10 protein-coding genes and 2 pseudogenes are annotated in these 19980 nt (G+C 47.1%); 7 read left to right on the top strand and 5 right to left on the bottom strand.

Translation table 11 applies throughout. The annotated features are described in order from the left end of the window. Positions 1 to 46 precede the first annotated feature (46 nt). Both ptsH and cysK read right to left on the bottom strand, forming a co-directional pair. Positions 47 to 304, bottom strand: coding sequence for a phosphocarrier protein Hpr (ptsH, locus tag IEV89_RS16300; protein ID WP_188474577.1), 258 nt, complete (start codon positions 302 to 304; stop codon positions 47 to 49). A gap of 412 nt (positions 305 to 716) precedes the next feature. After that, positions 717 to 1682, bottom strand: coding sequence for a cysteine synthase A (gene cysK / locus IEV89_RS16295; RefSeq protein ID WP_188474576.1), 966 nt, complete (start codon positions 1680 to 1682; stop codon positions 717 to 719). Positions 1683 to 3159: 1477 nt separating this feature from the next. Between cysK and IEV89_RS16290 the strand changes: the two genes are divergently transcribed. The 7 genes and pseudogenes from IEV89_RS16290 to IEV89_RS16260 all read left to right on the top strand — a co-directional run. Next, on the top strand, positions 3160 to 3564 hold the full coding sequence (locus tag IEV89_RS16290) for a winged helix-turn-helix domain-containing protein (protein WP_188474575.1): 405 nt from the start codon (positions 3160 to 3162) through the stop codon (positions 3562 to 3564). 246 nt (positions 3565 to 3810) lie between these two features. Then, positions 3811 to 9585: a BapA/Bap/LapF family large adhesin gene (locus tag IEV89_RS16285; RefSeq protein WP_229746500.1), complete on the top strand. Its 5775-nt coding sequence runs from the start codon at positions 3811 to 3813 to the stop codon at positions 9583 to 9585. Between the two features lie 114 nt (positions 9586 to 9699). Continuing rightward, entirely contained in the window at positions 9700 to 11181 is a 1482-nt protein-coding gene (locus tag IEV89_RS16280; RefSeq protein WP_188474573.1) for a TolC family protein, read from the top strand. A gap of 31 nt (positions 11182 to 11212) precedes the next feature. Beyond that, complete coding sequence (locus tag IEV89_RS16275) at positions 11213 to 13420, top strand: type I secretion system permease/ATPase (protein WP_188474572.1); 2208 nt, start codon at positions 11213 to 11215, stop codon at positions 13418 to 13420. A gap of 29 nt (positions 13421 to 13449) precedes the next feature. After that, positions 13450 to 14607, top strand: a complete 1158-nt coding sequence (locus tag IEV89_RS16270) for a beta-barrel domain-containing protein (RefSeq protein WP_188474571.1) — start codon at positions 13450 to 13452, stop codon at positions 14605 to 14607. 489 nt (positions 14608 to 15096) lie between these two features. Then, a pseudogene (locus IEV89_RS16265) lies at positions 15097 to 15525 on the top strand (IS5 family transposase); the annotation flags it as partial. Continuing rightward, positions 15519 to 15844: pseudogene (locus tag IEV89_RS16260) on the top strand (integrase core domain-containing protein); the annotation flags it as partial. The pseudogenes IEV89_RS16265 and IEV89_RS16260, both read left to right, overlap by 7 nt. Before the next feature lie 59 nt (positions 15845 to 15903). Here IEV89_RS16260 and IEV89_RS16255 read toward each other — a convergent pair. The 3 genes from IEV89_RS16255 to IEV89_RS16245 are packed head-to-tail and all read right to left on the bottom strand — an operon-like array spanning position 15904 to position 19963. After that, positions 15904 to 16917 (bottom strand): fimbrial protein, encoded by a 1014-nt coding sequence (locus IEV89_RS16255; protein WP_188474570.1) that lies wholly within the window; start codon positions 16915 to 16917, stop codon positions 15904 to 15906. Next, entirely contained in the window at positions 16917 to 17438 is a 522-nt protein-coding gene (locus IEV89_RS16250) for a fimbrial protein (protein WP_188474569.1), read from the bottom strand. The genes IEV89_RS16255 and IEV89_RS16250 overlap by 1 nt, the downstream gene beginning before the upstream one ends. Further along, complete coding sequence (locus IEV89_RS16245; protein WP_188474568.1) at positions 17429 to 19963, bottom strand: fimbria/pilus outer membrane usher protein; 2535 nt, start codon at positions 19961 to 19963, stop codon at positions 17429 to 17431. The genes IEV89_RS16250 and IEV89_RS16245 overlap by 10 nt, the downstream gene beginning before the upstream one ends. Between the last annotated feature and the right edge of the window lie 17 nt (positions 19964 to 19980).

The raw sequence follows: 19980 nt of genomic DNA, 5'->3' as shown, positions 1-19980 counted from the left end.
ACCCTACCTTTCTCTTGACTGGTTTAAACGATAAAGATCGGGCTAATTACTCTAGCTCTGCCATCAGTTTTACCAAGTGTTCAACGGCTTTCTGCTCGTCTTCACCTTCTGCAGAGAGGGTTACCACTGTGCCTTGGGTCAGACCCAGAGTTTGCAGTTTGAAAAGACTTTTTGCACTGGCGCTTTTACCGTTTGATGCCACAGTGATGTCAGAAGTAAAACCTTTAGCTTCTTTCACGAATTGAGCCGCAGGGCGCGTGTGCAGACCATTTGGTGCAGTGATAGTAACTTCTTGCTGGAACATTGTTGTTTCCCCAACTTATTAAAGTAATGTTGTGGAGCTAAAGTTTAGCGTAGTGACGCCACTTTAGCCTGTAGATATTAGCGCCTGACTATGGTTCAGGGGCAGGTTCGGATGCAACAGAAAAGAGAAAATAGCGCACTCAGCGATAAAACTCTTTGCCCTAGATCTAAGCATTTCTGTTATCTCCCCATTATGCCGTCTTTTCCCCCCATGTAACAAATCGGTAAATCGATTCATTGGAAGGCAGCATTGATGCGATTAATTTCGCGCATCGAAATAATTGAACGGTTAAATACTAAACCTGGTGGGTAAAATCAATCATAGAGTGGTGTAAAGTTTGACGTAGCCCACAAAAAAGCACCCTATTGGGTGCTTTTTTGACCAAATCAATACTATTTTGAGATATGTATCATTATTGTTGCAATTCTTTTTCAGTAAACAAATCTGCAAACAATGCCGTACTCAGATAGCGTTCTGCCGATGAAGGCAGGATAACAACGATATTTTTATTGGCAAACTCCGCTTCTTCGGAAAGTTTCACGGCCGCGGCCACCGCAGCACCTGAGGAAATCCCAGCCAGAATCCCTTCTTCTTCCATCAGACGTCGCGCCATGCTGATAGATTCATCATTGGTGATAAGGGAAACGCGATCAATCAACGTGAGATCCAGATTACCTGGAATGAAGCCCGCACCGATGCCCTGGATTTTGTGTGGACCCGGTTTCAATTCTTCGCCGTTTAACGCTTGGGTAATGACTGGAGAATCAGTAGGTTCAACGGCCACTAGCGTGATGCTGTTTTTTTTGCTTTTTAGATAACGGCCAACACCTGTGAGAGTGCCGCCTGTTCCAACGCCTGCAACGAACACATCCACTTCGCCATCGGTATCTTCCCAGATCTCTGGGCCGGTGGTTCTCTCGTGGATAGCTGGGTTTGCCGGATTACTGAACTGCTGAAGGATAAGATAACGCTGCGGATCGCTGGCCTGAATTTCTTCGGCTTTGGCAATTGCGCCTTTCATGCCTTTGGCGCCTTCGGTCAGCACCAGATTGGCACCGAGGGCTTTGAGCAGTTTACGGCGTTCAACGCTCATGGTTTCAGGCATGGTCAGGGTTAATTTGTATCCTCGTGCTGCCGCTACATAGGCTAAAGCAATACCGGTGTTACCGCTGGTTGGTTCAACCAATTCTATGTCTTTAGTCAGAATGCCGCTTTTCTCAGCTTCCCAAATCATATTGGCACCGATACGGCATTTAACGCTGAAGCTCGGGTTACGGGATTCGACCTTAGCCAGAATACGACCATTGCCAATACGGTTCAGGCGAACCAGCGGCGTGTGGCCGATTGTTAATGAATTGTCTTCGTAGATCTTGCTCATAACCCGTCCTTTGACTGTAGGCCTTTGACTGTAGGGAAGTTCGTGGTGTGAAACGTTTCGCTTTCTTGAAACTTTTAACACGTTGAAAATAGTGAGGATAACAAAAGCATACGCGATCGGTTTTTCCAGTGAAGTAAGAAATTGATATATTATATGTTTTTAAGAAATATAACTTAATATTCATCACCTTACGCTCATGCTAACCGTTTAATGATGCTCTCCTGCTGCACTTCGCATGGTTGGGTATCGATAAAATCGCAATGTAGTCAATATTGATTAAGCATAGACATGCCTGCTTCTCACCTCTCGCCTAAAGTCTGAGTACGCGGCCGCGTTTTGTCGTGGAATATTTTCTGCTTGTCGTGTTCTTTATAGACAGTCTCAGCGTATGTAAGCGACGATCACGGTGAGTTAAAATAACGGGCATTCACCCAGATGATGACGCCATTGTGATGATTCAATTTACTGTTAAGAAAGAGTAGCGTTTTAGTCTTGGCTAGACGCGTCAGCTTAGGGGGCTGGTTTGGTGGCAAAATAGAGGCGAAAAAACATCAGCATTGCTTTGGTGTATGAGGTCATACAGCGGCACTGTAGCTAGAATGAAATTTATGAGTAAGCTATATGCTAGGAGAACACCGCAAAATTAAGAATCATACAACTAGCTGTTTACATTAACTGTGCATTATTTCACACCAATCATATATTTAACTTATGTATATACATCGCCATTCCAAATAGAAGGACATTAAAAGTGAACCTGTATCTTTCATGATGTGGTGACTATTTACCACTTGGGTAACCTTTTCCAGGCGACAAGAATGGAGCAAAAAAATGGAGTGTTATGAGATTCAGATATAGATTTAATAATCTATTTTTTGATTTGGTGCAATGAAATTATTTTTTTACACTAGTAGTAACTTGTAAGAATCGTTTGTTTAGAGTTTGTTTTAAAATTGTTTGGTTTGTGTAATGTCTAATAGTGGCATCGATAAATCAACGTGACGTTAAATTATTTACTGGATAAGTATCTAACGGCGCTTTAACCACTCTGTTCCTGCTTGATGTTAATAAATATTAGTGAGTTATTAGATATACTTAACGTATTCCATAGTGGTTGTGGTTTGGATGATGTTTTAGTCGTTGACAGTTTATCTTTTCCTAAAGACTAACCGTAACCCATATAAAAATCTAAAAATCACGAAAATAAAAAGCAAAATATTGAGTGATTCTTTGTGAGTGAACCTTATGGTAACTGGCATTTATTGTTGCTGCGATGTTAAAGGAAATGTGTATAAATGATTTATTGGTTTTTTCTTCCAATATCTTGGAAAAATATGACTAAAAATTTCATGGTTTTAAGAATTATCTTGCTGCTACTATTTTTCTTAATTAATCGGTAAAGTTGCCAGTCGTAGCATTTCTCCGGTAAAGTTGGCAGGCGGAGCATTTATGGGTTTTCTGATTCATGGAGGATTATATGGAAAACGTCATTGTTGGGTATTATATCGGTCACCATGTACAGTTCGATTTCATCCATCGTAGGTTAGTCAATATCGATAAAAGAAAACGTGGGTTTATAAAAGAGCACATGTTACGTGACACCATGAATCGGTTACTTTTATTCTTATTGCAAAATGCAAATAACCAGACCGTTCTGACAAGTGATGTTCTATATCACGTTTGGGACGTACATGGCCTTAGTTCGTCAAATCAACGCTTATGGCAGGTCATACAATCATTACAGTTTCGCTTATTGTCACTGAATGTGCCTCATGATTTTGTCAGTTTCCAGCAAACCATTAAAGGGAAAGGGATTTATCTTAATGGCGATATGATAAAACCTTATTACTTTCATTTCGATGAAAATCTAATCTATAGCTGATTGATTTTTGCTTGGCTACTACTATTTTATTTAAATCCAAAGTTTATATGACGCCTTTGTATTAAAGATGCCGTGGCGTTTTCTAAAGAGGATAATGCTGATTGATTTAGAAATAATGGATAGCAAGTAATATGGGAAAGGAATCACTCCTTTTTAAAGATAAACTACTTTATAATACATTGGTGAAAAATGAATTTTCAATTAATAATCAAGGACTTTAAGGGGAATGTTATTTCTAAACATTCCTTGAATGCCAATCAATCTATCTCACTGAAGGCACCGCAACAGGCGGTATCCTTTGAAGTTCACAGTAATAAAGGCCTACCACCTAAAAAGATCGTAGCCACTAAAGTTAACGATACTCTGAATCTTGAGTTAGTCGATGAGGTGACGGGTGAACATTATATTATTGTTCTTGAAAACTATTCCACAAGCGAACCTCTTGCTATCGTTGCCTCTGGTCCTGATGGGGTCATGTACACCTACGAGTATAATATTGAGAATGGGCTTTACGATCTGACAAGTACTCAGGTCGAGTCACTTACTGCAGACAATATGCTTGCCCTGGGTGGTGCCTTTGCAGCTGCGGCTGCACTGATTGGCGTAGCCACTGCGGCTAGTTCACAGCACCACCGCTCCAACACATCCTCTTCCTCAGCAGCAGCGGGAGGTAGCGATCTTGTCAATGATTCTGGCTTATCTCCAGTGATGACCGATCAGGCCGGTAATATCATCAATAATGGAAGTACTATTTCGGAAAGTACGCCAACCTTCAACGGTAACAATATGACCCCGGGCTCGACCGTGGTGATCAGCGACGGCGGCGTGGTGATGGGGGAAGCGACCGTAGACCCGGACGGCCGCTGGACGTTTACACCAGAGACACCTCTGGCCGACGGTAAACACAGTCTTACTGTGGCAATAACCGATCCTGATGGCAATACGGGCAGCGATACCGTCACGCTTATTGTTGATACCGTTGCTCCGGAACTCATTGATACTGCCGATATCACCTTAACGAATGATATCGGTGACACCCTTGCCGTTGGTGGCATGATTTCCGACACAACGCCAACGTTTACAGCAGAAGGCCTTGAGGCCGGAACGACAGTAACCGTCAGCGATGATGGTGTGGTAATGGGGAGTGCAACGGTAAATGAGGACGGTAGCTGGTCATTCACACCGGATAAACCTTTAGCAGAGGGTGAGCATAGGTTCACCTTTGAAGCAACGGATGCTGCGGGTAACAGCAGTGGCGAGTCTAAAGCAATTAGCTATACGGTTGATTCCGTAGCTCCGAAAGGTGTTGATATCAGCACTGTGATCATCACGGATGAAGCCGGTAAGATCGTTAGTGCTGCGGATACCCTGAATGATAGCAAACTGACATTCAGCGGCAGCGATTTAGAAGCCGGCACGACGGTGACTATTTACGATAAAGGTGAAGTTGTTGGCAAAACCATCGTTGCTGCAGATGGTTCCTGGACCTATACCGATAAAGCCGGATTGTATGACGGTAGCCATGAGATCACCTTTACGGTGACGGATGCAGTGGGTAATAGCAGTGATCCGTCTGCTTCTCTGAATTTCAACCTAGCGGCTATCGTCCTGACGGCGGTAGATAATATCAGCTCAGATGCAACAGTTGGATTTGATTATCCAATTGATATTAAAGAAAATCTAGGGGTACTGTTAAGTGATAGTGGCTTAATTGCCTTAAACAACACCATTACTAGTGATCCTATTGTGGTGGCGGATGGCACCTTCATTAGTTTAGACGTGGTCGCGAAATCTTCCGCATTTGTCAACGTAGCCAATAACTCGACCCTTGTTCTGCAGAAGTACGACTCCTCAACCGGTGAGTGGGTCAATGTGAGAGCGGAGGAGTCTGGAAATCTGTTTGGTATGTTTGGCCTGGGAGCTTCTTCCTCGTCCATCGAACTTACAGGATTAACAGCGGGAACCTATCAGCTGGTTTATACCAGCTCAGGGCTCAACCTTGGCGTTAGCTTTAGCCTGGACGCGACCAAAACGGTTTACACGCTCGCCGAACAGGGTACGCCAACCAATTACACCACGGCGACGGGTAACGTAATAACAGATACGGACAGTGTCTACGGTTCTGATGGTATTCCGCATAGTCCCTATACCTCGGTTACGTCGATTAACATCACGAATAGTGACGGTAGTGTTTCAACGGCCACGTTTGACACCACCACAACAAAAGCAACCTTAGTCGGACAGTATGGAACTCTGACTATTAGCGCTGATGGCAGCTATGAGTACGTGCCTGTGACGTTGATGAACAGTATCGGTAAAGTGGATACCTTCACTTATACCCTCACTGATTCCGCCACCGGAGAAACCTCTTCCGCACAACTGTATGTGCAAATTGGCAGCACTAATGATGGATTGATGCTGAGCTGGGATGCCACAAATCCGAGTGCGGAAGCCGTTACAGATATTGCATCCAATAACGAAGCGAATGCCAGCGTGACGGTGACGTATGACTCATCAAGTGCCAGCAACAGCGACGTTAAGCTGACGGCAGGGAACACGGAGAACTATACCTCCGCGTTTACTCTGACAGGGAATGACGACCTGGTCACGGGTTCACTGACGCTCTCGACAGAGTGGGGTCCGTTTGGCAACATCTTCTCCAAGAACACCAACATCACTTATACGCTACAAATGCTGAACAGTGATGGGACGTGGTCAACGGTAAATACCTATGCTGCGGTTGTTCTTGCTGGAAACCATAATGACGAAACTGTTCTGACAGTAGATATGTCGACTCTGGTCTCAGAAGCTGGCACCTATCGTGTGGTGATTTCGACCAACGGGGCAACCAATGTCCTGAAATTCGACATGAATGTCGATATTGTCAGCACCACCGATTACGTGATTACTGCCAATGAAATCGCGACCGGTAACGTACTTACGGACGAAGGGACTGACGGAAGCGTCGATAAGCTGAGTTCGATCTACACCAAAATGTACGTCAAAGCGGGGGACAGTGCGGATGATAAAACAGTTGACAACACCTACACCCATGTTACCGAAAGCGGCATCACAATTATCGGCGCGTACGGTACGCTAGTGATTTATAGCAACGGTGCTTACACCTACACCCCAAGCACTACGTCACTACCGACCGGTTCTGAAGATATCTTCACCTACGCATTGCAAGGTGCTAATGGTGAGGTTGTGATGGCAACAGTGACGATCAATCTGGGTGTTGAAGTCGATGGTAGCAACGGTGGCGCATTGGTCTTTGACGGTACGGCCGCTAATGATGTTTTCGCAATCTATGACACCGATTTTGCCTCGGTTGATGGCAAAGAGGGCAGTGATACGCTCTCTTGGCATGGTAATGATGAGTTAGTACTGAGTAGCATTGCGGATAAGGTCAGTAATATTGAGTCGATTGCACTCGCATCTGATGGTGGAAAAGACAATCTTGTCCTGACTGCGCAAAGTGTGGCTGATGTCACTAATGAAGGCAACTCGCTGTATATCAAGGGAGAAACTGGCGATACCGTGACGATGGAAGGCACCTGGATCAATGGCGGCACTGTCGTTGTGGATAGCGTGGTGTTTACACACTACACCGGGACCGCAGTTGATGGCAGCGCCGTGAATATCTATGTACAAAGTGGTTTACTGCTTTCCGCGACCGACTATTCTGACAGCACTACGGGCACGAAGTATGACGTAACCTCTACCACAGAGGTCGTGGGTACGGTTAATGACGATACGTTCAACGTCAGTAACACTAATTTCTCCAGCATTGACGGTGGTGAAGGGTTTGATACGTTGGTCTGGAACGGCACCGGTACACTGACAGTCAGTGATATTGCCAGTAAAATCAGCAATATTGAGGAAATTGACCTGTTGAACGATACGGGTGTGGATAATCTGCTGATCTCTGCGCAAAACGTCGCGGATATCACGGATGGCAACAATACTCTGTTCGTTAAAGGATCAACCACCGATACCCTGACGCTGAGTGGAAGCTGGCAGCTTGTCGGTAGTGAAGTCGTTAATAACGTTGACTATATTCACTACGCCAGCACAACAGCAAGCGGAAACTCGGTGGAGTTGTATGTCGATAGTGACATTAAATCCAGTAGCACTGAAACCGCTTCTGAAACCAATGCGTCAGGGGTTACGGGGCAGGTACAGTTGGTCAGTGAGCACATTGATCAGACCACGACAATCAAAGGGGCAAGCGGCAGCTTTACCAGCGAGAGCTTTACCGTGAACAATATCACCGACCTGCAGACCATTCACGTCAATGCCTATACGACAGTGTTGATGAATGCGAACAACAACGTGTCGGTGAACTGGTCACTCCAGGTTTACAACTCGCAGACCTATTCCTGGGATACCGTCACCAGTGGCTTACAGTCCTTTACTCGCGAAGCCTCTTCACTGGATGTGACTTTGCCAGGCCAGCAGGCGGGGACGTATCGTGTTGTGGTTGAGAATATCCAATCCGGTTACTCCGGTGCGTTATGGGCTACCAGGTACGATGAGCTGACAGTGAAAGTTTCGGCAGATATTGTCAGTACTACCGATTACAAAGTAAGTACCAGCTCAAGTATCACGAGTTCAGTCTTTACCAGTGATACGACCAGCGATGGCAGTACTCTGGTGAAATCAATTGCGGCAGGTATTGTTACAGGCACGGCGAGTTACACGTTGGTTGCCGCGGCGGGTACCACTATCGAAGGGACTTACGGTACTCTGACCATCCACACAGATGGCAGTTATACCTATACGCTTAACAGCGATTCGGTGATTAAGCTGTCCGGAAGCGAAGATTCGTTTACTTACGTTCTGGCTGATGGTACTACCAAAAATCTGATTATGACTCTGGGGGTGTCGGTTGACGGATCCGAAGGGGGCGCGCTGATCTTTGTGGGTACCATTGGTGATGACAGCTTCTCTATCCATGACACCAGTTTCGCGTCGGTTGATGGTAAATCCGGGCATGATACGCTGGTCTGGAGTGGAAAAGGTGACCTGCAACTTAGCGCCATCGCTGACAAGGTTCACAATATCGAAGTTATTGATCTTAAAGATAACGGTGCTGCCGCGGTGTTGACGTTGTCTGCCGACGATATTGAGAAAGTTACTGATGACAACAATGTGCTTTACGTACGTGGCGGCAGTGAAGATTCCCTTTCATTACAGGGAGTGTGGGAAGTTAGCGGTGTGGAAATACTGAATAACATCGCCTACACGCTTTATACCGGTAATGCTCTGGACGGCAAGGCAGTTAAGCTCTATGTGCAAGACGGGTTAACCTTCAATGAAGTCGCAGAAAGCATCACCGGTTCACTGCCTTCAGATGAAGCACCGGATCTGTCGGTAGTTTCGGTCAGCCAGAATGGTGAGGTGGTTGACATCACTGGGGGGGAGGTGAGCTTTAAAGGCGCTTACGGCACACTGTTAATCGATGGTAACGGCCACTATAGCTATCTGGTGAATGAAGCCTCAGAACACAGCGGCAACATCGATACATTTACCTACACCCTCTCTGACGGCAGCAGTGAGTCACTGAGTTTCAATCTGGGTATGAATATTGATGGTAGCGAAGGCGGAGCAATCACCTTTAGCGGTACCAGTGGCGGAGATGTTTTCCAGGTTTACGATACTGATTTTATCTCCATTAACGGTGCCGACAGTAACGATACGCTGGCCTGGCACGGTACTGGTACGCTGAAACTCAGTGATATCTCTTCAAAGGTCGATAATATCGAGAAGATTGACCTGTTGAATGATAGTCAAAATGACAACCTGGTAATTAGCTCAGAAAGTTTGCTGAAAGTCACTGATGACAATAATACGTTATATGTCAGAGGAGCTGACGGTGATACTGTGACGCTGAATGGCACATGGGACGATTCGGGATCATTATTGGTCAATGGTGTTACCTATAACCATTACACCAGTACTACTACAGATAGTTCCGTGGTTCAGTTATATGTTGAGGATGATGTCACTATTGGCTAATAAACAATAATGCAGAAGTAATAACAGGCTGGCACTCTGGTGCTGGCCTGTTATTTGCCATTGTTGTAGGTATTTAATTTAACTAATATCGACATCAGGATGTCTTAATTAATTATGAAGCAACTATTTATTACCTTATGCTGTGTAATCAGCATTCCTTACGCTTGTGCAGCTGAAAAAAACACGCTCACTTCGCCGCAAACAGATATAAGTGAAGCGCCTGGTGGTTTTTGGGGTGTTTTTTCTAAAACGCCTGAGCCAGGAAGTTTTCCAGCCGGTGGATCCGCACTGGCAGATAAACTCCGGATTAAACCCGCGGAAATTGAAATGCAGCCTGCAGAGCAAGACCCGGTCAGTCAGGGAAAAACCTTTCCTGCCGACTGGCAGGCGGCTATTCACCTTGCAGTCAGTTATCATCCATCCATTAGCAGCAGTATTGCCACGCTTGAGTCGGCCGGATTCGGTATTGACGCTGCCAGCGCTGGCTATCTTCCTACCATCAAGGCGGGCATTACGTCAGGTCGTCAGCAAGATGAAGGAAGCGGACAAATTGCCACGGTCGGTCTTTCGCAGATGCTGTATGACTTTGGTAAAACCGGGAGCGCGGTTGATCAGTCCAGTGCAAAATATATGCGTCAACAAGCTACCGTGCTCTTGCAAATCGACACCATTATTCAGCAGACGGCATTGGCACTTAACGAAGTTTATCGTTACTCACAACTTATTGATAATAACAAAAAAAATATCAAATCCCTTCGTGATATTTTAAAATTGACGCAGATGCGTGCCGATGCGGGTGCCAGTACCCGTGTAGATCCTGTTCAGGCCCTGGCACGTATTGAGGCTGCCGAAGCACTGCAGCAGGAAATGGAGATCAAACTGCAGCAGAATAAAGATCATCTGCAGTTGCTGCTTGGACAACCCGTTGCGGAAAGACATTTGTCGGCGCTGATGGATCTACAGCCCTTAATTGAACGGCAGAGTAAGCGTATCGACTTAAACAGAAATCCGACCATTTTGGTTGCTCAGGCTGATCTTGCTATCGCTCAGGCTGAGTTACGAAGCTATAAAGCACAGCGTTATCCAACGCTTTCTCTTGAAGCGAATACTAATAAATATGTTGGTGACATTGCTAATTATCAGACTCGCAGTCAGTACCAGAATGTTTATTTGTCACTGAACAGTACCCTTTATCAGGGCGGAGCACTGATGGCGCAAGAAAGTGCCAGTGCAAGAGCATTGGAAGCAGCCAGGGCAACTATTGCCAGTAAGAAATTAGAATTAACCGTTCAGCAAAGAAACTATTTTCAGAGTGTAAATGGTCTGAACGGTAATATTTCTTTATTGACGAAGAGGATGAAAAGCATTACGGAAACTCGCGTTTTATATCGTGAGCAATACTTATCTCTTGGTAACAGGAATGCGCTTGATTTATTAAATGCTGAGCAGGAAATTAGTCGTGCAGAGCAAGACCTTATAAATGCGCGTCGCGATTTATGGGCATCGGCATTGAATTATATTGTGTTAGCCGGCATGGCCAGAGATACATTTGATTTTAATAACCAAGTTGTCCAGGGATTACGCATTACACCGTAACGCTATTCAAATTGAGTAAAAGGTTATAACTATGGAAAGTACAGATAAAAAGGATCAAGCGTTCGTTCCCCCACAAACAAAAAAAAACTGGGAACCTTGGCTTGAAGCATTATTACTTGTCGCAAAACATTATCGCCTTGATGGCTCTCCTGAGCGCGTAAGAGGGGAGGCTGAGTGGCATGTTGAGCAGCTTTCACAGGATGTGCTCATTGAAAATATGGCTCGTCAGTTGGGGCTATTAGTCATTTTTGATGAATTCCATCCCGCGATGTTGGATCCCTGGCGTCTTCCACTGGTCGTCGATTTTGGCGAACGCGGTATTGGTGTGGTTATCACTTTGGGAGAGGAAAATAAAGTCAGCGTGATACTCAGTGGTGAAAAACAGTTGCAAACGTTGATGACCGTGGAAGCGCTTTCTGAGCATGCTCGTCGTGTACTGTTAGTTAAACCTGAGACGTCGGTACCCGACGCCCGTGTTGATGACTATATTAAACCGCATCAGGAAGACTGGCTGTGGAAAACCATAATAAAAGAGTGGCCATCCTATGTGAACGTGATGTTTGCATCGCTGATCGCCAACGTGCTTGGTCTGTCAGCCATGCTGTTTACTATGCAGGTTTATGACCGCGTGATCCCCTCGCAATCTATCCCTTCACTCTGGGTGTTGTTTGGTGGAGTGATGATTGCTCTGACATTTGTTTTTGTCATGCGTGTTACACGGACTCATATTTCAGATATGGCCGGTAAACGTGCCGATCTGCGCATTTCCGATAGGGTTTTTGGACATGCGTTGCGTATTCGCAATGATGTCAGACCAAAGTCTACCGGCTCGTTTATTGCTCAGATCCGTGAGCTGGAGCAGATTCGGGAACTGATCACCTCAACGACCATTTCGGCCATTGCCGATTTGCCATTCCTGATCATTTTCCTGTTCATTCTCTGGTTACTGGGCGGGTGGCTGGTACTGGTGCCACTGGTTGCAATCCCGCTGATTATCATTCCTGGCCTGTTGGCACAACGTTCTTTAGCGGTATTGTCCAGAGACACTATGCGTGAGTCTGCGTTGCGCAATGCCGTGTTGGTTGAGACGGTGCAGGGCATGGATGACATTAAATTGCTGCGTGCTGAACCTTACTTTCAGAATCAGTGGAATCATCTGAATGAAGCCATCAGCAAATCATCGAAAAAGCAGCGTTTCATTAGCGGGCTACTGATGAGTTGGACCAGTGAAGTGCAGACGGTCGCCTATATCGGGGTGGTTCTGGTGGGCGCATTTTTCGCCATGAACGGCGATTTATCAACTGGCGTGCTGATTGGTTGTTCAATGTTGGCTTCAAGGATGATGGCTCCGCTGGGCCAGATGGCGATGATTTTTGGCCGTTGGCAGCAGGCTAAAGTGGCAAGGGAAGGACTGGAAAACTTGTTGCGCAGCGAGGTTGATCAACCCGAGCGCAGTGTTCAGATTCATCGCCCAAGAATTTATGGCGAATATAATATTTCGGGAGTCAGCTACCGTTATGATCCTAACTCACCGAAACCGGTGCTGGCAGTGAAGCAACTGACGATTAAACAGGGCGAGAAGATAGCAATCCTTGGCCGAAATGGTTCTGGGAAATCTACCCTGTTACAAATGTTGGCTGGCTTACTGCAACCTAATGAAGGGGTACTATTACTTGATGGGGTCCGTCTTTCTTCAATCGATCCGCTCGACGTGCGTCGTGATGTGGGGCTTCTGGGGCAAACTTCTGCTCTGTTTTTTGGCACTGTGCGTGAGAATTTGCGATTAGGGATGCCACTGGCAACAGAGGAAGAAATGTTCCAGGCGCTTGATATCAGCGGAGCCATTAACTTTATTCAACAGCTTCCTGAAGGCATGGACTATCAGTTGCAGGAGGGAGGGAAAGGACTATCCGGAGGCCAGAGACAGCAATTGCTGTTGGCTCGCGCCATATTGCGCCAGCCGAGTGTACTGTTGCTGGATGAGCCCACTGCATGGCTGGATGATGGCGTCGAGAAGCACCTGATTGAGAAATTAAAGGTCTGGATGGGCAATCGTACGCTCATCATCGCCACACATCGTCCTGCAGTTATGCAACTTGTAGAGCGTATTTTGTTCATTGAGAACGGTCAAATCATGCGTGATGGAAGTAAGGAAGAGATGCTGGTATCACCACCTAAAGTGAGAACCAGCCCTCATGAAGGGAAAGTTAACGTTAGAACGCAGGGAGCATCTTCATGATTCGGCAATTCTTTTCATGGTTTAAAAAAATGAAGTTTCAACGCCCGCGGCGACTGTTTTCTTCAGGGGCATTCCTCGTCTGGTCAGTGATGGCCATGATGATGATGTTTTTTGTCTGGGCGAGTCATTTTGATCTGGATGAGGTTGTCATCGGCGTGGGCAAGGTTGTACCCAGTTCTCACGAACAAATCATTCAGTCTTTGGAAGGTGGGATCCTTAAGGAACTGAAGGTTCGTGAGGGGGATGTCGTTGAAGTCGGCCAGGTATTGGCGTTGCTGGATCCAACGCAGATCGATTCCAGTGTGCAGGAGAGTACTGGCCGCATGCGGGCGGCGCTAGCAACCTCTGCGCGTTTACAGGCGGAAACCGAAGGCCGAGAGCTGACGTTTCCACCGGAAGTTCTGCAAGACACTTCTCTGGTCGCTGCGGAAACAGCCCTTTATAAATCTCGCAGGGAAAACCTTGAAAAGACGCTGAGTGGGCTACGCAAAGCGCTAGGTCTTATCAACAGTGAATTGAAACTGACCTCATCCCTTGTCGCAAAAGGAGCCGCTAGCAATGTGGAAGTTCTCCGCCTGAAAAGACAGGCCAACGATTTAGAGAGCAAACTTAATGATACCGAAAATCAGTATATGGTTCGTGCTCGTGAAGATTTGGCCAAAGCTAATGCGGAAGTTTCTTACAATCGCTCAATTATTATTGGGCGTGCCGATGCTCTAAAAAGGACGGTTATTGTTGCCCCGGTCAGGGGGATTGTTAAAGACATTGAGGTGAACACTGTTGGAGGGGTGATCCCACTGCGAGGCAACCTGATGGAGATCGTCCCGCTGGATGATCAACTGATGGTTGAGGTCCAGATTGCGCCTCGCGACGTTGCGTTTATTACGCCCGGGCAGCGAGCTGTGGTGAAACTGACGGCTTATGACTTCAACATCTATGGAGCGCTGGAAGGCTCAGTCTCCTTTATTTCACCAGATACTATCCAGGATGAGGTTCATCGGGATAAGTATTATTATCGCGTCTATGTGCGCACTGATAAGGACTATCTGGTAAACAAAAATGATAAGCATTTTCCAGCCTACCCGGGGATGATCGCTATGGCAGAGATTCATGCTGGTAGTAAAACGATTATGGCCTACCTGATGAAGCCACTGAACCGTGCGAAAGAAGCACTTCGCGAAAGATAGTAAAACAGGACGTTTTAGCGCTGATGCCGGTTATGTAAGTGACTGGCATTATTTTCAAGGCAAGGGTAAAGCGCTGATCATGTTTGAATTTAAGGGAAATAAAGAAGGCTGCTAGCAAAAATTTTTAGTATTTTTTGGCTTTCGAATAATCTTTAACATAAAAAAGGGAAGTTGCTTCTTACTGTATTAGAGCTACTCATGATGAACTATTTCGAGGGGAGCGGAGATATAACTTTAAGCAAGATATTGAAAAATTGACTATGGGTAAATCAGTACAATTTTACATGAAACACCTGTTAATGGCGAGTCCACTGATTGCGAGTTTGAGCACTTTCCCCATTTCTAAGCATCATATGAGCAGGGGGAATGAATGAGAGCAATACAGGTTTCTGTACCCGTTAATTCAAGTGAAATTGCACTTAGAATAGTGTCATAAGAAGATTCAATCTGCTATCAGCAGGATGATCAGCTACCGACAACAAGGCGCTCATCCATCGGGGCTCACTGACATTCTGGCTTGATGAGTCGGCCATTCAGGCCTGGTATGACGAGCCCAACACGTCTTCACGTGGTCGTCCTCAACGTTATTCTGAGCTCGCTATTTCTACCGTACTGATGCTCAAACACGTTTTTCGCCGCATGCTGCGCGCCGCGCAGGGATTTATTGACTCCATTTTTACCCTGATGAAGCTCCCGCTCAGGTGCCCGGATCACTCCTGCGTCAGCAGGCGGGCTAAGTCCGTCAACATCCCGTTTAAAACCCCCACGCGCGGCGAAATTGCCCATCTGGTTATCGACTCCACCGGATTAAAAGTCTTCGATGAAGGGGAGTGGAAGGTGAAAAAACACGGTCAGGAAAAGCGCCGCGTCTGGCGGAAACTTCACCTGGCGGTGGACGCCGGTACTCATGAGGTTATCCGCTGAAGATGCGAATGGATAATGGGCCAGAACGGGTGTCGCTGGCATCACACCATGGGCTGAAGACCATTGTGTGATACTGGAATTTATCAAACCAGGTAAGCCGACATAGAATGCGTATATCGAACGTTTTAACAAGACATAGCGGACAGAAATCCTGGCGTTTTACCTATCCAGAACGCTGAACCAAGCACGGGAAATCACAGAACGCTGGCTGAATGAATACAACAGTGAGCGACCCCATGAATCCCTGAATAACCTGACACCGGAAGAATACCGGTTGATGGCTGAGAAACCGGAAATCTCAAAAAGTGTGTAGAACTAAGGCTTGGGATACTTACAACGAGATTAAATGCAACACAAACCATCTTATTCAAATTATTGATACGAAAACGTAATGCTCGCCAGCGCATTGGCTGTACCGGGGACCAGTTCTCCCGTGCGCAGAAAACGTGCCTGGAAGGGCAGTGATAACGTTTGGGCCTGACTGGTACTCTGGATAAAGAATTGATTCAGTGCCCCCGATGATGAACTGTCCGGGCCAAGCATCAACGGGCCGGTGTTGTTATAGAAGAACTCAACGCCGACGCCAGACGCTGTAGAATCGCCGGTCAGTGAGACGGCGGATGACGTATTCGACGGATCTGTCTGGTCGGTTATTACCGCGCTGACGGAGATTTTTTCATCGCAGACCAGTTCAATATTGAATGCCCCTGACGGTGATGTACTGCCTACTGACGGTAACGTACGGACATCAATGTTGCCCAGATCTACACTCGCTGCTTTTGTCATCACGGTACATCCGGTCGCCGTCACAGTGATGGAGGTCGGATTGATGATCACGCTGCCGGTTTTTGTTTCATTATTGTACGCTGTCAGCGTCGCGGCTCTAATGGTGGATGTTTGATAAACCCCGGAAGCCATTGCCTGACCGGTTTTCACGAAAGTGACCTTAGCTGACCAACCTAAACTTTGAGCTACTGCAGAGGTGCCACTGGCCGGATATGTCCGCGTTTGACCGTTCTGCATCGGGACATAGGTCGTCCCGTTAAAATCTTTTAGCCCCAGAATAAAACCTACGCCGGGTACGCCGGATTCAAAAATAGCGTAGCTGGCACCATCGACGATTACGGTCGCGCCGGTAGAAATTGCATCGATGCCCGGCTCCATCGTGCCCCGTGTGCAGGAATAGAGGAAGCCGCACCAGAAGACTTCCTTAACGTCTGCCGTGCTGCTCCAGGTCGAACCGATGATCTTGCCGGGGACAACGGAGTCTGCCGGGCCGGAATAGGTCATCGCTTTTGGTGAAAGCACGATGTCGGACTTTAGGTCTAGCGCCAGGGCGCTGCTGGCTGAACACAGCCATACAATAAAAATCAGTGATAAGCGCATTATTGGTACTCCATTACCCAGGTGGCAATTGCTGAAACATCACCCGCAGTGACTGGCACACTGGTCGCCGCGAGGCGGGCATAAAATTTCATTTGAATCGAGTTTGCGCCTGCACTGCCATAGACTTCAGTTTGTTTACCCACTGGTATCAGCTCGCTGTTCGCGTCGAGTAATTGCACAGCAACGCCCGTGGCACCACCGTCTTCAGTTTTCAGAAGCTGCGGATTGAGAGTATCCTGCGTGCCGATGAAGCTGATTTTAAGGCCGGAAAACCCCTCGTGGCACTCTTCCAGATTGATAAAAAATGGTGTTTTGATGCTGCTGACTGCGCCGGATTCACCAAATTGGCGGATGCTGACATTACCCAGCGGAACATTAATTTCTTTTGAATCCGCTGACACGGTACAAGTGTTACCGATAAGCCGCCCCGTTACCGACACCAGCACGTCATAAGCGCTGGTGGGTGCGGAGATAAAAAGCATCAGCAGAGCGCAGCCTGAAATCCCTGAAGTTAGTGACATTTCACCTCCTGTGAATAAAGTCCGGTCTGGGCGTTGTAATAGCGCTTATCTAACTGGTAACTCACTTTGCAGGTTTTTCCGCTGCCTGTTCCCCAGACCGCCTGCAATTCACCTTGCATGGGCAGACCCGATAAATACAGGCTGCCGTTGTCGCCGACGATGCTGCTGCTGTTGTTCTTACTGTCCTGCAAGGAAACCACCGTGCCGAATGGCAGGACGGCGTCCTTATAGCGAACCACCAACATCGCTTTTAACCCTACGCGAGTCGAAATTGTCGCCCGTACCATCGCGCCGGCGGTCGGGATTTTGTTAATAATAGCGTTATCCAACTCGACATCATTACCTGCCGTCGTCACATCCAACTCAACCCGATTGACGCGGTAAGGTGTGGCATAAGGAATAACCGCATAACCTCGGCTGTCCGTTGTAATGCCTTTGTGATTACGGATGGCGATGTTGCTGGCGCCGGGTGCTTTAACCAGAATGTTGGTATTGCCCAGCGGCTGGCTTAATGTCAGTCCATCTTCATGCAGCACCGCGCCTCCGCTCATGCCATAGGTGACATTACGTGACGCGTTGGAGTAGCTGTAACCCAGGTTATAATTTCCACGCTGACCCTGGTATTGCAGCGCCGTATCGCCGCCGTACTGCTGTTGCTCGCTGTAACGCTGGTTAACGCTGTAGAACAGATTATCCTTGCCTGGCACGTAACCGCTCAGCCCGACGCTGTTGGTCGCACCGGTGGAATCCGCGTGGGTGGCGGAATAACGCACCCGTGTGGACAGCGACGGATTGCCCAGTGGAACGGATAAGGACAACGACACAATATTGTCCTTTTTGTTGTCGTACAGGCTGGTACTACGCTGGAGATTAACCCCGACAGATACGTTTCGGACCGTATTGTTCCAGGCAAGCTGTAATCCCTGCGTAGACTTCGGCGTATTCCAATAGGTTTGTTGATCCCATGACAATGACAGCGAACCCAGTTCTTCCATCGGTTGCAAAACCAACACCTGATTTTTGGATTTACGCGACATTCTCAGGTCGTACACATTCTCATAACTGGTGGTAACGGTGCCGTCTGCTTCGCTCACCTGAGTGCTACTGCCGCCGTTCATGCCTTTGTAGGCGGTATCGCTGAGGGTATAAAAACCTTCCGTCGAGAAGCGCCATGAATAAAAATTCAGCCGGGTACCTGCGTTGTTAATCAGCTTGCTATAGCGCAGCCGAATAGAATCACCGTTGTAGTTGTCGCCATCTGCCAGCACACTACGCGCGTGGATAACATCCAGTGAGTACGCGCCCAGACTGCCTATATTTTGGCCGACACCGAATGATAGCCCGGTGTAATCCTGTGAAAATTGTGCGCCTCCGTAGAATGTCAGACCGTATTTCCAGCCCCAGAACATCTCGGTTTGCATAAATGCAGGTGAATTCTGGTTCGTTCCCGGGCGGAATTTCCCTGCACCCAGTGAATATTTAAACTGTCCGGCACGCACCAGATTGGGCACGCTGGCAAAAGGCACGGAATACTGCGTTTTACTGCCGTCACTTTCCTGGATCGTGACCGATAAATCACCGCCGGAGGAGGTCGGATACAGATCCTTCAACACAAATTCTCCTGGCGACACCGAGGTCTGATAAATGACGTTGCCGTTCTGTCGCACGGTCACGGTGGCGTTGCTGCGGGCAATGCCGCGCACTTCCGGGGCATAACCGCTCAGACTGGCCGGCAGCATGTTGTCATCCGTACTAAGGGCGACACCCCGCAGGCCGACTGAATCAAAAACCTGCGAAGAGGTGTAGGTTTCACCCACATAAAACTGGGAGCGAAACGACGGGATATCGCGTTGTAACCATGTCTGCACGTGCGTCAGGTCGTTATTCTCTTTGGTCCAGGTGCTGAAGTCGCGCAGACGCCATGCTCCCAGATTCACACCGCTGTTCAGGCTGGCAAAAAGCTGATCCTGACGCGTCCGGCTCTCACCCATATAGGTATTATTAGAGCCGTTAATCACATAATTAAACCAGGCTGAATTAATTCCGGATTCCCAGCTTTCCGGGCTGACATAGCCACGGGGTAAATTCAGCATAAAGTGTTGAGGTACACTGATATTGGCCGTCAACGTTTTCTGAACGAAATCAATGTCGGTGCCTGGGAAAGCGTTCTTCAAGTAGTAGCATTGTTTCGTCAGCACTAATATTCCATTCTGTGCCTGCTTGACATCAATACCCATTGCCGTGATTTGTTCAAGGGTTAAACAAGGTGCTACCGCAGAATCAGTACTTTCTTTATCAACATCAAATTTAATATTTCCAGTGAATACATAGTCATTATTAACGTAAATATTAATATTATATTCACCAGGAGGTAATTCTCCTCCTGCATTTACCCAGGAAAGATCTGCAATATTAGAACCTTCACCATTCAGAAATGCCGGATTAAATTGCAAATCGTTTCCTGCGTAAGCAGTACTCCACATCAGGTTTAAAGAAACCAGAGCACAAACGATTTTTACCTTCACAATGCGACGCCTTAATT

The organism is Hafnia psychrotolerans, from assembly GCF_014639435.1.
GTDB classification, from domain to species: domain Bacteria; phylum Pseudomonadota; class Gammaproteobacteria; order Enterobacterales; family Enterobacteriaceae; genus Ewingella; species Ewingella psychrotolerans.
This window is presented reverse-complemented; position numbering and strand designations above follow the sequence as displayed.